Source organism: Microbispora sp. H10830, assembly GCF_014161375.1.
Lineage (GTDB): Bacteria > Actinomycetota > Actinomycetes > Streptosporangiales > Streptosporangiaceae > Microbispora > Microbispora catharanthi.
This window is the reverse complement of sequence record NZ_JABBWX010000004.1, coordinates 491,364-507,463: the sequence shown is the minus strand read 5'-3', so window position 1 is coordinate 507,463 and position 16,100 is coordinate 491,364. Positions and strand designations below refer to the sequence as shown.

The window sequence follows — 16,100 nt, the reverse complement described above, 5'->3', positions numbered from 1 at the left end:
CGCCTGGGCCCGTTACGGCATGAACCTGGGCAGCCACGACTACCAGATCCTCGCCACCGAGGGCTACCAGAGCAGCGGCAACTCCAACATCACCATCGGCGGCTCCACCTCCACCGGCGGCCCCACCGCCTCTCCGAGCAACCCGCCGTCCGGCGGCGGTGGCCAGATCAAGAACGTCGCCGCCGGCCGCTGCCTGGACGTGCCGAACGCGAGCACCAGCGACGGCACCCAGGTGCAGCTGTGGGACTGCAACGGTCAGAGCAACCAGCAGTGGAGCTACACCTCCGCCCAGGAGCTGCGGGTCTACGGCAACAAGTGCCTGGACGCCGCGGGCACCGGCAACGGCGCCAAGGTCCAGATCTACAGCTGCTGGGGTGGCGACAACCAGAAGTGGCGCCTCAACTCGGACGGGACCATCGTCGGGGTCCAGTCGAACCTGTGCCTCGACGCCGTCGGCGCGGGCACGAGCAACGGCACCCAGATCCAGCTCTACTCCTGCTGGGGCGGCAACAACCAGAAATGGACGCGGAGCTGACGCCCGGGGCCGCGATCCCCGCTTGATGATCCTTTCCTTCCGGTGAGGAGGTTCCGGTGCGGCGGTATCCGCCGCACCGGAGCGTTCCCTGACGAGGCATCCCGTGGGCACCCCGTGCCGATCCCGACGGAGGGCTCTGGGAACCGCCCGCGCGGGAGCGGGGCCTTCCCTACCGGGCCGGCTCCCACCACGATGGGCCGCAGCAGTTGCCGATGAGAAACAGTCTTCGACTCATGAAGGCACATACTGATGCGACTTGTTCGTGGATACCTCGCCGGTGATGCCGGCGTCTCGGGCCCCGCGCGCTGGGCCGTCCGTGACGAGGAGGGCGACCGCCTGCTCCCCGAGGACTTCTCGCTCGGGGAGGCGCTCTCCTCCGGCCTCGGCCACTTCCGCCGGTCCCTCGCGGCGGCGGCCGGTGAGGCCGTGACGCTGGCCTCGCTCGCGGCTCCCGTGGACCAATGGACGGAGGTCTGGGCCGCGGGGGTCACCTACCGTAGATCGCGGGAGGCGCGCAGAGAGGAGAGCCGCGCCCCCGACGTCTACGAGATGGTGTACGACGCTCCCCGCCCCGAGCTGTTCTTCAAGTCGCTCGGCTGGCGGGTGCGCGGGCATGGGCAGGCGATCGCCGTACGGCCCGACTCGTCCTGGGACGTCCCGGAGCCGGAGCTGGCCGTGGTCGTCTGCGCCAACGGGGAGATCGCCGGTTACACCATCTGCGACGACGTGAGCTCCCGTTCCATCGAGGGCGAGAACCCGTTGTACCTCCCGCAGGCGAAGGTCTACCTCGGCGGAACCGCGCTGGGGCCTGGCATCCGCCCCGCCTGGGAGGTGCCGGACCCCTACGCCCTCGGCATCCGTCTCGGCATCTCGCGCGACTCCCGGGAGATCTGGGCGGGCTCGGCGAGCACCGGCCTGCTCCACCGGCGGATCGACGACCTCGTCGAACACCTCCTGCGCGCCGACCGCTATCCGTACGGGGTGGTCCTGGCCACCGGCACCTGCCTCGTGCCCGAGTCGGACTTCACGCTGACCCCGGGCGACGAGGTGCGCATCGAGATCGACGGTCTGGGCCGCCTCGTCACCCCCGTGGGCGCGGTCACGGACATCGACCCCTGATCGGGAGAGCCGGCCGGCTCGGCGTTCACCGGTCGCGGGCGATCGCCGGGGACCGCCCGGCTCATGTCCTCATTGGCCGGTGGCGCCGTCGATTCGCTCGCGGAGCAGGTCGGCGTGCCCGTTGTGGCGCGCGTACTCGGCGATCATGCCGACCAGGATGCGGCGCAGCGAGACCGGCTGTCCGGTGGCGCGATGGACACCGGTCTCGTCCAGTGAGCGGGCGGCGGCGACGATCTCGCGGGAGCGCGCGCACTCCGCCCGCCACACGGCGAACGCGTCCTCGACGTCCCCGTCCAGATCCTCGAAGTCCTGGTCGGGGTCGTCGTCGGAGTAATAAAGGAGCGGGACGTCCTCGCCGGCGAACTGGATGCGGAACCACCACCGCTCCACGCCCCCGAGGTGCCGGAGGATCCCGTGGAGGCTGAGCCCGGACGGCGGCACCTCCTTGTCCGACAGCCGATCCTTCGGGATGCCCGAGCACTTCAGCGCGAACGTCTCGCGGTGCCAGTCGAGGAAGGCAGTGAGGATCTCCCGCTCGTCGCCGACAAGGGGGAGGGTGGACCGGGAAGCGTCGTCCCACTTCTTCGAATAGTTGGCCTCGGGTATCTCGCTCATGGGCCCGACCCTGCCAGACGTCGCCGACATTTCCGCCCGCGCGCCGGACACCCGAGGCGCACTGCGCACTCAGCCGCGGGGAACCTGCCGCCAGGAATCTGCCGCCGGGAATCTGCGCCGGGAACCTGCCCCCGGCCGTCCGCCGGCGACGAGAAACCGGGTGTCCACGAAGCCCGAGGATCCGTGCGAGGCGCGTGATCCCCCCTGCGGGGGAGGAGGACCGGCGGTGACTTCGGCAAAGTGGCAGGGTGAATGAGGAGCCACGACGGATGTCATCGCATGGCCGGCCGTCGCCCAAGGGGCGAGAGGTCCAGCGGACGTTCGACAAAGTCACCGACTACTACGACCGGATGAATCGCCTCATGACACTGGGACGGCATGCCGCCTGGTGTCGTGACGTCGCGGCGAGCGCGGAAGTCCCCCCAGGTGGAAGCCTGCTCGACATCGCCACCGGGACCGGCGTCATCGCTCTCGCGGCACTGGAGAGGTATCCGGACTCGGCCGTCCTCGCCGTCGATTTCTCGGAGCGGATGCTGGCGGAGGCGGCGAACAAGCCGGGGGCGTCCGCCATCACATGGCAGCATGCGGACGCGAACGATCTGCCCTTCGATGACGAGTCATTTGATGCCGTCACGCATGGTTACCTCCTCCGCAACGTCGATGATGTCGAGCGCGTACTCGAAGAGCAGCACCGGGTGCTCAAGCCCGGAGGCCGGGTCGTCATTCTGGAGACCTGCCCACCACGAGGGCTGCTCCGATACCCGGTGAGCCTGGGTGTGCGGGTGGTGATCCCCCTTCTCGGCCAGATGGTCGCGCGCGATCGTGAGTCGTACGCATACCTGCAAAGATCCACGCTGGGATTCATGACCCCGCAGGAGGTCGTCGCGATCCTGCGTCGAGTCGGCTTCGTCTCCATAGCGTGGAAGAAGAGGTTCTTCGGCACTCACATGATCGTCTCGGCGCGGAAGCGGTAGCCGTCGTAAGACGCCGCTGATCCTCCGGCGCCGGGCGAACCGCCGGATCACCGTGCGCGGCGGGCCCGGGCTCGCCGCGGCGAGGGTGTCCGCCGGACACCGTCTCGCCGGCCGTGAACTGGCCCGACTTCGCGAGCGAGCCTAAATGTCGGAGCGCGTGGCTACTGTGCGGCGCGTGGAGGAACGGTGGGGCGGGGCCGCGACCCGGAACATGGGCGACGCCGAGGCGGGCCGTGGCCGGGCCGGCGCCGAGGGCGGTGGCCAGGCGGCCAGGCGCACCCAGGCCGAGCAGCGGGAGAGCAGGGTCGCCGCGGGTCTGTCGGAGCTGGAGCGGTGGCTGGCCGACCAGATCGGGCAGGGAATCGCACAGGCGCGCCAGACGGGGCCGGCCGACTGGGACGACCTCGCCAGGCGGCTGGTCGACGCGCAGGCGCCGGGTGTGGCGGGGACGGTCACCCGGCTCTCGCGAGTGCTCGGCGCCGAGGACTGGCCGGGCCTTCTGCTCGGTGAGTACGCGCTGCTTCACCTGCTCGCGGTCGCCCACCGTCGTGCCGCGGCGCTGCCCGAGCCGTTGCGGCAGACCGTGCGGGCGCGGGTCGGCTTCCCCGTCACCAGGGAGTCCGTCCTGGCGACCCCGGCGGTGCCGGACCACTGGGATGTCGTCGGCTGGCGGGACGAGGAGCAGGACCGGCTGGTCGCCCGGCGCGTGTGGCTGGCGGGGCGGACGACGGGCCGCCTGGCGATGGTGCTGTCGTTCGCGCCTGCCGGGCAGAGGCTCGAGTCGTTTCCACCGCCGGGCACGACGATCGACGCCGACCTGGCCTTCTACCCGGGGGCGTCGCCGCTGCGCGCCCTGGTCGCCGCGCGACGGGGCCTCGTCGACGCGGGGCCGCCCCCGGGGACGAAGGTCTCCCAGGTGCCCGCGCTGATCGCGGAGGTGCTCGCGGCCGATCCCTGGACCGACTCCTGGCCGCTGGTGCTCGACGGAGCCGTCCCCTGCCCGGACGGGCTCACGGACGACGAGGGGAACGCGCTGCCGCTGCATCCGTCCGCGGGCGTCCCGTGGCGGCTGCTGGCCGTTTCCGGCGGGCGGCCGGTGACGGTCGCCGCCGAATGGACGCCGCGCGGGCTGCTCCCGCTGACGGCGTGGAACGAGAACGGCGGGGTGGTGCGGTTATGACGCGGGCCGCTTCCGGCGGATGGGAGGCCGGGCGGGTTTCGTGGGAGGAACTGGTGTCCACCGCGCTGGTCGGTGCCGACCGCCGCGCCGTCCCGCCGGAGAGCCTCCTGGAGCGGGCCGCCGAGCAGGTGGTCCGGATGCGCGCGGGGCGGCGGCCGGGCAGGGGCAGGCCGCCGGCCCCGGCGGCGGCGGAGACGCTGCCACTCGTGCCCGGGGCCGCCGCGGACCGGCTGGCCCGGATGCTCGCGGGTGAGCAGGGCAGGCTGCTGACCGAGTGGCTGGAGACGGCAGCCGCGCGGCGGGTGCGGGTCCCGGCCGAGATGATCCCCGGGCTGCTCGACCTCGGGGCGCGGGACCGGTCGATCCGCGCCTGCCTGGGGGCGGTCGCCGGAGCCCGGGGCCGCTGGCTGGCCGGTCTCAACTCCGCCTGGGCCTACCTGCTGGCGGAGCCGGCGCAGGTGCCGCCCGACGAGGTGTGGGAGCTCGGCACGAGCGGCGACAGGCGTGCGTTCCTGACCGCGTTGCGGCGCCGCGACCCCGCCGCCGCGCGGGAGCTGCTCGAACGCGGCTGGAGCGCGGAGACGCCGGAGGACCGGGCCGTCTTCGTGACGATCCTCGCCGACGGCCTCGGCATGGCCGACGAGCCGTTCCTGGAGGCGGTGCTCGACGACCGGCGCCGCGAGGTGCGGCAGGCCGCCGCCGACCTCCTCACCCGCCTGCCGCGGTCGCGGCTGGCCCTCCGCATGACCGCGCGGGCGCGCCGTTTCGTGACCAGGAACGGCTCCGGGCTCCGGGCGGAGCCGCCGCCGGCCTGCGACGGAGCGATGGAGCGCGACGGCGTCAGGGCGCGGCCACCCGCCGGGATGGAGACGCGGGGCTGGTGGCTGCAGCAGGTGGTGGCGCACACGCCGCTGTCGTTCTGGCCGGGTCACCTCGGCATGCCACCGAACGAGATCGCCGGGGCCCGGATCGGCGACTGGGAGCGGGAGGTCCGCATGGGCTGGACCAGGGCCGCGATCCTGCAGCGGGACGCGACCTGGGCGCGTGCCCTGTTCGAGGCCGAGCCGCTGACCGACCTGCTGGCGGTGCTCCCGCCGGACGAGCGGTCCCACCGGGCTGCCGAGCTGGTGGCGGGCCATCCGGTGGACGGCCAGATGGTCATGATGCTGGGCGGCGTGCCGCGGCCGTGGGGGCACCGGCTGGCGAGAGCCGTGCTCAAGAAGATCGTCGAGACCACGCGGACGCAGCCGTGGAACGCCGGCGAGCTGATCCGGCTGGCGGGGGAGCGGTTCGACCCCGCGATGCACGAGCACGCCGGGGAGGTCCCCGAACTGGCCGCGACCCTGCGATTCCGCTTCGACATGCTCAAGGAGCTTGCATGACCAGCGTTCTGCGCCCGCACGCGGAGGACCAGTTCGCCGACGAGCTGGTGATCCTCGCGAAGACCGACGACCGGCCACGCCCGCCGGGCTGGCGGTTGTCGCCCTGGGCGGTGACGACCTACGTGCTGGGGGACGGCGGCCAGATCACGCCGAAGTACATCGGCCCGCGCAGGATCGTCGAGGTCGCGGTGGCGACGCTCGCCACCGACAGGGCGCTGCTGCTGCTCGGCGTGCCCGGCACGGCCAAGACCTGGCTGTCCGAGCACCTCGCCGCGGCTATCAGCGGCGACTCGACCCTGCTCGTGCAGGGCACGGCCGGCACGGCGGAGGAGGCCGTCCGCTACGGGTGGAACTACGCGCGGCTCCTGTCGGAGGGCCCTTCCCACGGGGCGCTGACGCCGAGCCCGATCATGCGCGCGATGGAGGAGGGACGGCTGGCCCGGGTCGAGGAGCTCACCCGCATGCCGTCCGACGTCCAGGACGCCCTGATCACCGTGCTGTCGGAGAAGACGCTGCCGATCCCTGAGCTGGGGGAGGAGGTGCAGGCGGCCAAGGGCTTCAACGTCATCGCCACCGCCAACGACCGCGACCGCGGGGTCAACGACCTGTCGAGCGCGCTGCGCAGGCGGTTCAACACCGTCGTGCTGCCGGTCCCCGCCACCACGGAGGAGGAGGTCGGCATCGTGGCCCGCCGCGTGGCGCAGCTCGGCCGCTCCCTGGAGCTGCCCGAGACCGTGACCGGGCTGGAGGAGATCCGCCGCGTGGTGACGGTCTTCCGGGAGCTGCGCGCGGGCGTGACCTCCGACGGGCGGACCAAGGTCAAGTCGCCCAGCGGCACGCTCAGCACGGCGGAGGCCATCTCGGTCGTCACCAACGGGATCGTGCTCGCCGCCCACTTCGGGGACGGCGTGCTGCGCCCGGCCGACGTCGCGGGCGGCATCCTGGGGGCGGTGGTCCAGGACCCGGTGTCCGACCGCGTGGTCTGGCAGGAGTACCTGGAGACGGTCGTCCGCGACCGCGACGACTGGCGCGACTTCTACCGGGCCTGCCGCGATGCCGGCTGAGATCGCCGCCGGCGCCTCGTCCGGGCCGGGGGCGCCGGTGCCGGGTTCGTCTGTGCCGCCGGGTTCGTCTGTGCCGCGTTTGTCGGTGCTGGGGGTGCGGCACCACGGGCCGGGGTCGGCCAGGGCCGTGCGTGACGAGCTGCACAGGATCAGGCCCGATCTGGTGCTCGTCGAGGGCCCGCCCGAAGCCGACGGCCTGGTGGCGCTCGCCGCCGATCCCGGCATGCGCCCGCCCGTCGCGCTGCTGGCGTACGTGCCGGGGGAGCCGTCGCGGGCCGCCTTCTGGCCGTTCGCGGAGTTCTCGCCGGAGTGGCAGGCGATCGCCTACGCCGCCCGGGCGGGCGTCGAGGCGCGCTTCTGCGACCTGCCCGCCGCGCACGGTCTCGCGCTCGACGCCGACCCCGTACGCCGCGATCCCATCGGCGAACTCGCCCGCGCGGCGGGGTACGACGACCCGGAGCGGTGGTGGGAGGACCTGGTCGAGCACCGGGGCGAGGCCGGGACGCTCGACGTGGTCGCCGAGGCGATGAGGGCCGTGCGCGAGGGGCACGTCGCGGAAGGTGTCGAGGCCCGGCGCGAGGCGTACATGCGCAGGACGCTGCGGAAGGCGGCGCGAGAGGGCTTCGCCCGGATCGCGGTGGTCTGCGGGGCCTGGCATCTGCCCGCCCTGTCTCCGCCCGCGCTGTCCCTGCCCGCGCTGTCCCCGCCCGGAGGCCGCGCCCGCGGGAGCGGCCTGCCCGACGGGTCCGGCCCGGACGCGCCGGACGGGCCCCGCCTGCTGCCCTCCCCGGCCGAGGACGATCGGCTGCTGCGCGGTCTGCCCAAGGTCAGGATCGAGATGACGTGGGTGCCGTGGACCCACGGACGGCTCGCCGCGGGGGCGGGCTACGGCGCGGGCGTCGCCGCGCCCGGGTGGTACGAGCACCTGTTCACGGCGCCCGATCGCCCGGTGGAGCGCTGGCTCGCCCGCGCCGCCGCGATCCTGCGGGAGGAGGACCTGCCCGTCTCCTCCGCGCACGTCATCGAGGCCGTTCGGCTGGCCGAGGGGCTGGCGGCGCTGCGCGGCAGGCCGCTCGCCGGGCTGTCGGAGGTCACCGAGGCGGTCAGGGCGGTGCTGTGCGGCGGCGACGAGCTGCCGGTCGAGCTGGTGCAGCGGCGGATGGTCGTGGGGGAGCGGCTCGGGCGGGTGCCGGACTCCACGCCGATGGTGCCGCTGCGGCGGGACCTGCGCGACGAGCAGCGGCGGCTGCGCATGAAGCCCGAGGCCATGTCCGGGGAGCACGACCTCGACCTGCGCAGGCCGCTCGACCTCGGCCGAAGCCGGCTGTTGCACCGGCTCGCCCTGCTGGACGTGCCCTGGGGGACGCCACGGCGGGCCCGGAGCAAGGGGACGTTCAAGGAGTCCTGGTCGCTGGAGTGGCGTCCGGAGCTCGACGTGGCCCTGATCGAGGCCGCCGTGTGGGGGATCACGGTCGAGGCGGCGGCGACGGCCCGCGTCCGCGACCTCGCGGGCGGCGCGGGCCTGCCCGAGCTGTCCGTGCTGGTCGAGCGCTGCCTGCTCGCCCACCTGCCGGACGCGCTGCCGTACGTCCTGGGGCGGATCGAGGACCGGGCGGCGCTCGACGGCGAGGTGCGCCATCTCATGGGGGCGCTGCCCGCGCTCGTGCGGGCCCGCCGGTACGGGGACGTGCGCGGCACCGAGGGGCTCGCGGGCGTCACCGAGTCGATGCTCGCGCGGATCTGCGCCGGGCTGTCCCCCGCCCTCACGGGACTGGACGAGGACGCGGCCCGCGAGATGGCGGCGCTGATGGACGGCGTCCACACCGCGGCCGGGTTGATGGGGAGCGGCCGGTGGCTCGCGACGCTGACCGGGATCGCCCGGCGCGACGACCTGCCGGGGCTGCTCGACGGCCGGATCGTGCGGATCCTGTTCGACGCCGATGCGCTGGGGGACGACGTGGCCGCCCGCATGGCGCGGTCGATGTCGCCCGGCAACCCCCCGGCCCGGTCGGCGGCCTGGATGGAGGGCTTCCTGTCCGGGGGCGGCCTGCTGCTCGTCCACGACCCGCGCCTGCTCGCCACCGTGGACGCCTGGCTCACCGGCCTGTCGCCCGAGGCGTTCGTGGACGTGCTGCCGTTGCTGCGGCGCACGTTCGGCGCGTTCCCGGCGCCGGAGCGGCGCATGATCGGCGGGCGGGTCCGCTCCGGCGCCGCGCTGCGTCCCGGTTCGCCGGGCGGCGACGAGGGGGCGGACTACGACGACGGGCTGGCGGCGGGAGCCGTGCGGACCGTGCGCGGCATCCTGGGACGCGGGACGGGCGGGAGGCCTTGATGGGCGGCGAGGACGAGCGGCTGCGCCGCTGGCGGCTGGTGCTGGGCGGCGCGGCGGAGGGGACGCTGGAGGGAGCGGACGCCCGGATGGACGCCGCCCTCACGGCCCTCTACGACGGGCAGGAACGGCGCGGCGCCGGCCTGGGCGCGTCCGCGCCGCGGGTGGCCCGATGGCTGGGGGACATCAGGGAGTACTTCCCCGCAGGCGTCGTGCAGGTCATGCAGAAGGACGCCATCGAGCGGCTCGACCTGACCCGGCTGCTGCTGGAGCCCGAGATGCTGGAGGCCGTCGAGCCCGACGTGCACCTGGTGGGCACGCTGCTGTCGCTGAGCCGGCTGATGCCGGAGCGGGCCCGCGAGTCGGCCAGGGCCGTCGTCCGCACGGTCGTGCGGGAGCTGGAGGCGCGGCTCACGCGGCGCACCCTTACGGCCGTCGGCGGCGCGCTCGACCGCTCGGCCAGGACCCACCGGCCCAGGAGGGTGGCCGAGGTCGACTGGAACCGTACGATCCGGGCGAACCTGCGCAACTACCTCCCCGAGCGGAAGACCGTCGTGCCGTCCCGGCTGGTCGGGTACGCCCGCGGGCAGCGGGCCGTCCAGCGGGAGGTCGTGCTGGCCGTCGACCAGAGCGGCTCGATGGCCGCCTCGGTGGTGTACGCGGGCGTCTTCGCCGCGGTGCTCGCCTCGATGCGTTCGCTCAAGACCTCGTTCGTGGCCTTCGACACGGCCGTGGCCGACCTGACCGACCGGCTGCGCGACCCCGTCGAGGTACTGTTCGGCACCCAGCTCGGCGGCGGCACCGACATCAACCGGGCGGTGGCCTACTGCCAGAAGCTCGTCACCCGGCCGACCGAGACGATCTTCCTGCTGGTCAGCGACCTGTACGAGGGCGGGCCGCGGGAGGAGATGCTGCGCAGGATCGCCGCCATGACCGCCGCCGGGGTCCAGGTGATCGTGCTGCTCGCACTGTCGGACGAGGGGGCGCCGCAGTACGACCACGACAACGCGGCGGCGCTGGCCGCGATGGGTGTGCCGGCCTTCGCCTGCACACCGGACGCCTTTCCCGGCCTCATGGCGGCCGCCATCGAGCGCCGGTCCTACGACCAAGGTCGCATTTTCGTGTCAGGACGGTGATTTGTAATGTCCGTATCATGTCTTCGGTAATGACCGCCCCAGCAGCCGTCTTCAGTCAGCGCTACCGTGCCCTGAGCGTCGGGATCGTGGCCCTGGTGATGCTCGTGGCGTTCGAATATCTGGCGGTGGCCACCGCGATGCCCCTGATCGGCCGCGAGCTGAACGGCTACCACCTGTACGGCCTCGCCTTCAGCGGCGGCATGGCGGCCAACGTCATCGCCACGGTGGTCGGCGGGCGCTGGAGCGACGCACGGGGGCCGTTCCCCGCCTTGTGGACGGGAGTGGCGGGATTCGTCGCCGGGCTGGCCGTCTCCGGGTTCGCGCCCGCCATGGAGGTCTTCCTCGTCGGGCGCTTCCTCCAGGGACTCGGCGGCGGCCTGTTCAACGTGGCGCTGTACGTCCTCGTCGCCCAGGCGTACCCCTCCGCCATGCACCCGCGCGTGTTCTCCGCGCTGGCCGCGGCGTGGGTGCTGCCGTCCGTGGTCGGGCCGGCCGTCACCGGCTTCGTGGCGGAGACCTGGAGCTGGCGCTTGATCTTCCTGGGCGTGGCGGTGCTGTCGGTCCCCGCCGCGCTGATCATGTGGCGGGGACTGCCCGCCACGGGCGGGCAGCCGAGGGAGCCGATGGGCCGGGCCTTCCTGCCCCGGTTCGCCTGGGGCGTGTGCGCCGCGATCGGCGCGGCCCTGCTGCAGTACGGCAGCGGCGCGGCGGGTGCGGGGATCGTCCTGGCGGTCGCCGGAGTGGCGGTCCTCGCGCTGGCGCTGCCGAAACTGCTGCCCAAGGGGACGCTGCGGGCGGCGCGCGGGCTGCCCACCGTGATCGCGCTGCGCGGCCTGGCGGCCGGGTCGTTCTTCGCCGCCGAGGTGTTCGTCCCGCTGATGCTGGTGCAGGAGCGGGGCCTGAACACGGCCGAGGCCGGGCTCGCGCTCACCGGAGGGGCCTTGGCCTGGTCGCTCGGCTCGTGGATCCAGGGCCGCCGGCCCCACGCGCGGGCGCTGACCATCCGCATCGGCGCGACGCTGATCGCCGTCGGCATCTGCGTCACCGCTCTGATCGTCATCCCCGCCACGCCGGCCGTCGTGGTCTTCGCGGGCTGGGTGGTGGCGGGCCTGGGCATCGGAATGGTCTTCCCGACGTTGTCGGTGCTGGTGCTGGAGTTGTCCGCGCCGGGGGAGGAGGGCCGCAACAGCGCGTCGCTGAGCATCGGCGAGTCGGTCTTCTCCGTCGTCGCCGTCGCGATCACGGGGGCCGTTTTCGCCGCGTACGGGGGCCGGCCGTGGGTCTACGTGACGTGCCTGGGCCTGCTCGTCGTCATGGCGGGCACGGCCACTCTCGTCGGCGGCCGTTTCGAGCACCGCCGCGAAGCGGGCACCATGGAGGTCTAGGGAATCCCGGGAATCCCGCCGTGGAGCAGGCCGGCCGGACGCAGCGCACCCGAGGCGCCGCCGGGACGGCCTTCGGCGGGATCCGGGGGAAGAAGCGAGGGGATCCGAGTGCCGCGTGTCCGGGAGCTGGAGGTCTTCAGGATGACCCTGCCGTACGGCAGGCGTCCGGAGACCGTCCTGATAAAGATCACGGACTACGGCGGCATGGTCGGCTGGGGCGAGGCCGTCGATCCCGCCGAGGCCGGCCCGCTCGAGCGGGGCCTGCCCGCGCTCGTCGGCATCGACTGGGAGCACCCCTCGGAGCTGGGGGAGATCCCAGGCGGCGCGGCCGGTGACATGGCCTGCTGGGACCTGTGGGGCCGCATGAACGGCGTCCCGCTCTCCCACGCCCTCGGCGGCAGCCGCACGTCGCTGATCGCGACCGTCAGGCTGGCGGCGGACCGGTCCCTGGAGAGCATGGTCGCCCGGGTGAACCGGCACGTCTGCGCGGGCTACGGCCACGTGACGCTGGACGTCCACCCCGGCTGGGACGTCGAGCCGCTGCGCGCCGTGCGCGCCGCCTATCCCGGGCTGGCCATCGCGGTGGACGGGCGCGGCGCCTACACGGAGATCGCGCAGCTGGAGGCGCTGGACGCCTACGGGGTGGTGGCCATCGAACGCCCCTTCAAGGACCTGCTGACCAGCGCCGACCTGCAGGACCGGGTGTCCGCCGCGGTCGCGGTCGAGGTGACCTCCGTGTCCGACCTCGACGAGGCGGTGAGCCTCAACGCGGGCCGGGCGCTGCTGCTGCGCCCCGCGAAGTTCGGCTCGCTCGGCGCCGTACGGCTCGCGCACGACCGCGCGGTGGAGGCCGGGTGGGACATCGTCTGCGCCGGCGGCCTCGGCGCGGGGCTGGCCCGGGCCGCGACGGTCGCCGTCGCCAGCCTGCCCGGCTGCTCCCTGCCCAGCGACGTGGCCGAGCCGCCGCGAAGCGCCCAGGTGGTGCTCCCGCCGGTCGGCGCGTCCGGCGGGGTCGTCGCCGTGCCGCTCACCCAGCCCGGTCTCGGGCACACGGTGGACGAGGACCGGGTGCGCCGCATGGCCCGCGAGTCGTTCCGCGTCTGACGGCGACGACGCACGCAGCGAACGGGTGACCTCCCAGGAACCCGCCTTTCATCGGTCACGCGGCCGGCTTCGGCGAGGAGAACCCCGCCCCGGCCTTCGGGAAGAGACGGGCTCAGCGTGCCATCGCCGTGTGCGGCGCCCCGCAGCCGTCGTCGATCGGGCTGGGCGTCCCCGGCGGCGGCAGCACGGGCGTGGGGGAGGGCGGCGGCAGGGAGTGCCGGTGCCGGTGCGGCCCCAGTGCGGGCGGGGAGCCGGACGGCGTGGCGGAAGGGCCGGCCTGGGCGTGGACCGAGGCGCGGATCGCCCTGGCCGTGAGCAGCCGGATCCGGTCCCAGTCGGGATAGGCGGTGTTGATCAGGGGCGGCACGAACTGCAGGCTGGTGATCGTGGCGTGTTTGACCTTCCAGGCCAGCGGCACCAGGTGCTCCAGCATGGGCCGGGGCACGTCGGTGCTGATGATCCTGCGCGTGGCCGCCGCGATCTCGGTGAACCGCGTCAGCACCGTGGCCGGGTCGGCCTGCGAGAGCAGGGCCCCGAGGACGCAGCGCTGCCGGTGCATCCGGTCGAAGTCGTCGCTGAAGGTGCGGGAGCGGGCGTACCACAGCGCCTCGGTGCCGTTCAGCCGCCGGGTGCCCGCCCTGACGGTGCCCTCGTTGTGCAGGCCGTACACGATGTCGCGGTCCACCGCCACCACGAGCCCGCCGAGAGCGTCGATCATCTTCGCGAAGCCCCAGATGTTGACCAGGGCGTACCAGTCGATCCGCAGGCCCAGGATGTGGCCGACCGTCTCCTTGAGGACCTCGGCGCCCATGTGCCGCCGCCCGCCGAACAGCTCGGGGTGGTCGTCGGCGTACTGCCACACCGAGAACAGCAGGTCCTCGCGCCAGCCGGGGCGATACTCCGGAAGCTGGAAACCGAAGGGGAACCGGGCGGCCATGGCGCTGCCCGGGGGGAAGCGGACGTGCTCCAGGTTGCGCGGCAGGCCGAGCAGCACGGTGTTGCCGGTCCGCACGTCCACGCTGGCGACGTTGATGCTGTCGGTGCGCATCCCGATCCGGTTGTCGCCCCAGTCGCCACCGAGCAGGAGCACGTTGACCCGGTCGCGGCCCGCCCACGGATCGTCCCGGCGTACGGCGCCGCCCGCCTGGGCGGTCCCGCCCTGCGCGGCGAACAGCGAGTCGAGGGTCTGCTCGGACACGCGGACATACCGGGCGGCGATCGCGAACGGCACCGCGACGACGACCGCGAGCACGCCCGCGACCAGCCCGGTGAGGATCTGCCCCTTGCGGGGCAGCCGCCCGGGACGCAGGACGACGTACGAACGGACGACCAGCCAGAACCAGGCGACGGCACAGGCCGCGAACACCAGTGAGATCTGGCCCAGCCAGCCCAGCGCGCGCCCGGCGAGGCCCGCGTCCGCGCCGACGGCCACGCACGCGACGGCGACGACCACGGTCAGGTAGCCGCCGAGCAGGAGCAGCCCGGTGCGCCACCGGCCCGCGCGCAGGTGGGCCGCGCCGGGCAGCACCGCCGACAGCGCCACCCAGCCGATGAGCGCGGCGGCTCTGAACACCGGCCCGCTGCGACGCGTCGCCGGCGAGGCGCCGTTCCGAGGTGCCAGATCAGGGGTGACCACGCGTCAATTGAAGCGACACCGGCCGCAGAAAGCCCGTGACCGGCCCGAGCCGGAGCAGTCCATACCGGCATTTGACCAAGGCTCGACCTGGGGCTCGACCTACCAGGGGAAGGCGAACAGGCCATAGTAGGCGGCGGTCAGCAGCAGCAGCGCGGTCCCGCCGAGCACGCCGGCGAGCACGCTCTTCTGCCAGGGCGTCGGCTCCCAGCCGTCCCGCAGGCCGCCGACCACCGCCGCGAACGTCGTGACCGTCTGCACGAGCATCAGGATGGCGAGCAGGCGCACGACCAGCCATCCGGCTTGCACGGCGGGCCAGGCGCCGGCCTGGTTGACCGAGAACAGCACGATGAGCGTGATGAACGCCAGGACGGCGGCGAGCTCCCCGAGGCCGGTCCAGGCCATCCGGCGCAGCCGCCGCCGGATGGCCGGCCACAGTTGCACGTTGGCCTCCACCCTGGCCTGCAGCCGCAGGTCGCGCCCGCGCAGCCGGACGACCATCTCGGTGACCGGCGCCGCGACGTACCCCACTGCGGCCAGGCAGAGCGTGAGCCAGAGGATCGTGCTGTCCCCCCACCACGGCGCGGCCGGCACGTCGGCCGCCTCGAAGCGCTGCACCGGCGTCGCCCCCGCGATCGCCACCGGGGACCTGGCCGTACGCGGCAGGTCCTTCATCCAGTTGGCCAGCGTGGGCAGGTAGTCCGCCGCGTACGACCCGCCGCGGATCCGCATGGCGTGGTCGGCTCCGGCGAGGAAGCGGATCGTGTAGTCGGTGTTGCCGCCCTCGGCCAGGGCGCCGGTGAGCGTCTCGGTGCTCTCCACGAACGGGATGGACGGGTCGTCGGTGCCGTACAGCGCGAGGACGGGCTGGGTGATCCCGCGCAGGGCGGGCACCCCGTCGTAACGCAGGAAGTCGAAGCCGACCCCGCCCATCGCCCGGGTGAGCAGGTCGCGTACGCCGGTCGGGGCGTGCAGGCGCAGCAGTTGCTCGTTCAGCGCCCAGGCGACCTGGCGCAGCGGTGAGACGTTCGGAGAGGAGACCAGGACCACGAACGCGGCCTGCGGATCACGCTCGGCGGCGATCGGGACGACCCAGCCGCCCTCGCTGACGCCCCACAGGCCGGCACGCGCCGGGTCGACGTCGGGCCGCCCGCGCAGCACCCGCAGCATGCGCAGGGCGTCGTCGGCGAGCAGGCCGAAATCGCGGCTGCGGAAGGAGTAGCCCACCGTCCGCTTGTCGTAGGCCAGCGTCACGATGCCCGCCTGGGCCAGCCACTCGGCCTGCTGGGTGAACTCCCCGCCGTCGCCCGACCCCGAGCCCTGCACGAACACCATCGCGGGATGGCGTCCCGGGGACAGGGGCGCCCTGATCGTCGCCTTCAGCGTCTCGTTCTTCGCCGGCACGAGCAGCGACTCGGTACGGAACCGGTCGGTGCGGGTGACCGGCCGCGCTTCGCCGGCGGGCTGGGGAGGTAAGTCGCGAAACTGGGGCGAAGTGGACAGAGGTGGGGGATCGAAGGCCGGTGGGGAGAGGATGTAACCGACGGCGGCGAGCACCACCATCAGCACACCGGCGATCACCCCGAGAGTGCCCCGGCCGACGTTCATGAGGCCGCTCCCCCATGCGTACTCGCGATACCGAAC

The 16,100-nt window shown here is 73.6% G+C and carries 13 protein-coding genes; 10 read left to right on the top strand and 3 right to left on the bottom strand.

Annotated elements, in window-relative coordinates:
* Together HHX35_RS14695 and HHX35_RS14690 are read left to right on the top strand one after the other, a co-directional pair.
* Positions 1–535 (top strand): RICIN domain-containing protein (locus HHX35_RS14695; protein ID WP_182899350.1); only part of this gene is annotated, 535 nt, incomplete at its 5' end.
* A gap of 249 nt (positions 536–784) precedes the next feature.
* Positions 785–1,654, top strand: a complete 870-nt coding sequence (locus tag HHX35_RS14690) for a fumarylacetoacetate hydrolase family protein (RefSeq protein ID WP_182899349.1) — start codon at positions 785–787, stop codon at positions 1,652–1,654.
* A 69-nt stretch (positions 1,655–1,723) separates the two neighbouring features.
* Here the strand turns inward: HHX35_RS14690 and HHX35_RS14685 are convergent, their stop codons facing one another.
* Positions 1,724–2,269 (bottom strand): DinB family protein, encoded by a 546-nt coding sequence (locus HHX35_RS14685; RefSeq protein WP_182899348.1) that lies wholly within the window; start codon positions 2,267–2,269, stop codon positions 1,724–1,726.
* 248 nt (positions 2,270–2,517) lie between these two features.
* Between HHX35_RS14685 and HHX35_RS14680 the strand changes: the two genes are divergently transcribed.
* The 8 genes from HHX35_RS14680 to HHX35_RS14645 all read left to right on the top strand — a co-directional run bounded on the left by HHX35_RS14680 (position 2,518) and on the right by HHX35_RS14645 (position 12,823).
* Complete coding sequence (locus tag HHX35_RS14680; RefSeq protein ID WP_220505381.1) at positions 2,518–3,243, top strand: ubiquinone/menaquinone biosynthesis methyltransferase; 726 nt, start codon at positions 2,518–2,520, stop codon at positions 3,241–3,243.
* 175 nt (positions 3,244–3,418) lie between these two features.
* Positions 3,419–4,423, top strand: a complete 1,005-nt coding sequence (locus HHX35_RS14675) for an SWIM zinc finger family protein (RefSeq protein WP_182899347.1) — start codon at positions 3,419–3,421, stop codon at positions 4,421–4,423.
* A complete protein-coding gene (locus HHX35_RS14670) occupies positions 4,420–5,805 on the top strand; it encodes a DUF5691 domain-containing protein (RefSeq protein WP_182899346.1) in 1,386 nt (461 codons plus the stop codon). Before HHX35_RS14675 ends, HHX35_RS14670 begins: the two co-directional genes overlap by 4 nt.
* Positions 5,802–6,869: an AAA family ATPase gene (locus tag HHX35_RS14665; protein WP_182899345.1), complete on the top strand. Its 1,068-nt coding sequence runs from the start codon at positions 5,802–5,804 to the stop codon at positions 6,867–6,869. The genes HHX35_RS14670 and HHX35_RS14665 overlap by 4 nt, the downstream gene beginning before the upstream one ends.
* Before the next feature lie 70 nt (positions 6,870–6,939).
* Positions 6,940–9,201 (top strand): DUF5682 family protein, encoded by a 2,262-nt coding sequence (locus HHX35_RS14660; protein WP_310739094.1) that lies wholly within the window; start codon positions 6,940–6,942, stop codon positions 9,199–9,201.
* Positions 9,201–10,334 carry a VWA domain-containing protein gene (locus tag HHX35_RS14655; RefSeq protein WP_182899344.1) on the top strand — a complete coding sequence of 378 codons (1,134 nt, stop codon included), beginning with the start codon at positions 9,201–9,203 and terminating at the stop codon, positions 10,332–10,334. Before HHX35_RS14660 ends, HHX35_RS14655 begins: the two co-directional genes overlap by 1 nt.
* Positions 10,335–10,363: 29 nt before the next feature.
* Positions 10,364–11,719: an MFS transporter gene (locus HHX35_RS14650; RefSeq protein ID WP_259405040.1), complete on the top strand. Its 1,356-nt coding sequence runs from the start codon at positions 10,364–10,366 to the stop codon at positions 11,717–11,719.
* 108 nt (positions 11,720–11,827) lie between these two features.
* Complete coding sequence (locus HHX35_RS14645; RefSeq protein ID WP_182899342.1) at positions 11,828–12,823, top strand: enolase C-terminal domain-like protein; 996 nt, start codon at positions 11,828–11,830, stop codon at positions 12,821–12,823.
* A 112-nt stretch (positions 12,824–12,935) separates the two neighbouring features.
* Here HHX35_RS14645 and HHX35_RS14640 read toward each other — a convergent pair whose 3' ends face one another.
* Entirely contained in the window at positions 12,936–14,459 is a 1,524-nt protein-coding gene (locus tag HHX35_RS14640) for an LCP family protein (protein WP_182899341.1), read from the bottom strand.
* Positions 14,460–14,558: 99 nt separating this feature from the next.
* The gene (locus tag HHX35_RS14635; RefSeq protein WP_182899340.1) at positions 14,559–16,064 is read right to left on the bottom strand and encodes a S9 family peptidase; all 1,506 of its coding nucleotides are present in this window, start codon (positions 16,062–16,064) and stop codon (positions 14,559–14,561) included.
* Between the last annotated feature and the right edge of the window lie 36 nt (positions 16,065–16,100).

Bases quoted from the DNA above. Each gene is read 5' to 3' on its own strand.
- HHX35_RS14690 (WP_182899349.1), top strand. From the start codon at position 785: ATGCGACTTGTTCGTGGATACCTCGCCGGTGATGCCGGCGTCTCGGGC.
- HHX35_RS14685 (WP_182899348.1), bottom strand. From the start codon at position 2,269: ATGAGCGAGATACCCGAGGCCAACTATTCGAAGAAGTGGGACGACGCT.
- HHX35_RS14670 (WP_182899346.1), top strand. From the start codon at position 4,420: ATGACGCGGGCCGCTTCCGGCGGATGGGAGGCCGGGCGGGTTTCGTGG.
- HHX35_RS14665 (WP_182899345.1), top strand. From the start codon at position 5,802: ATGACCAGCGTTCTGCGCCCGCACGCGGAGGACCAGTTCGCCGACGAG.
- HHX35_RS14655 (WP_182899344.1), top strand. From the start codon at position 9,201: ATGGGCGGCGAGGACGAGCGGCTGCGCCGCTGGCGGCTGGTGCTGGGC.
- HHX35_RS14650 (WP_259405040.1), top strand. From the start codon at position 10,364: ATGACCGCCCCAGCAGCCGTCTTCAGTCAGCGCTACCGTGCCCTGAGC.
- HHX35_RS14635 (WP_182899340.1), bottom strand. From the start codon at position 16,064: ATGAACGTCGGCCGGGGCACTCTCGGGGTGATCGCCGGTGTGCTGATG.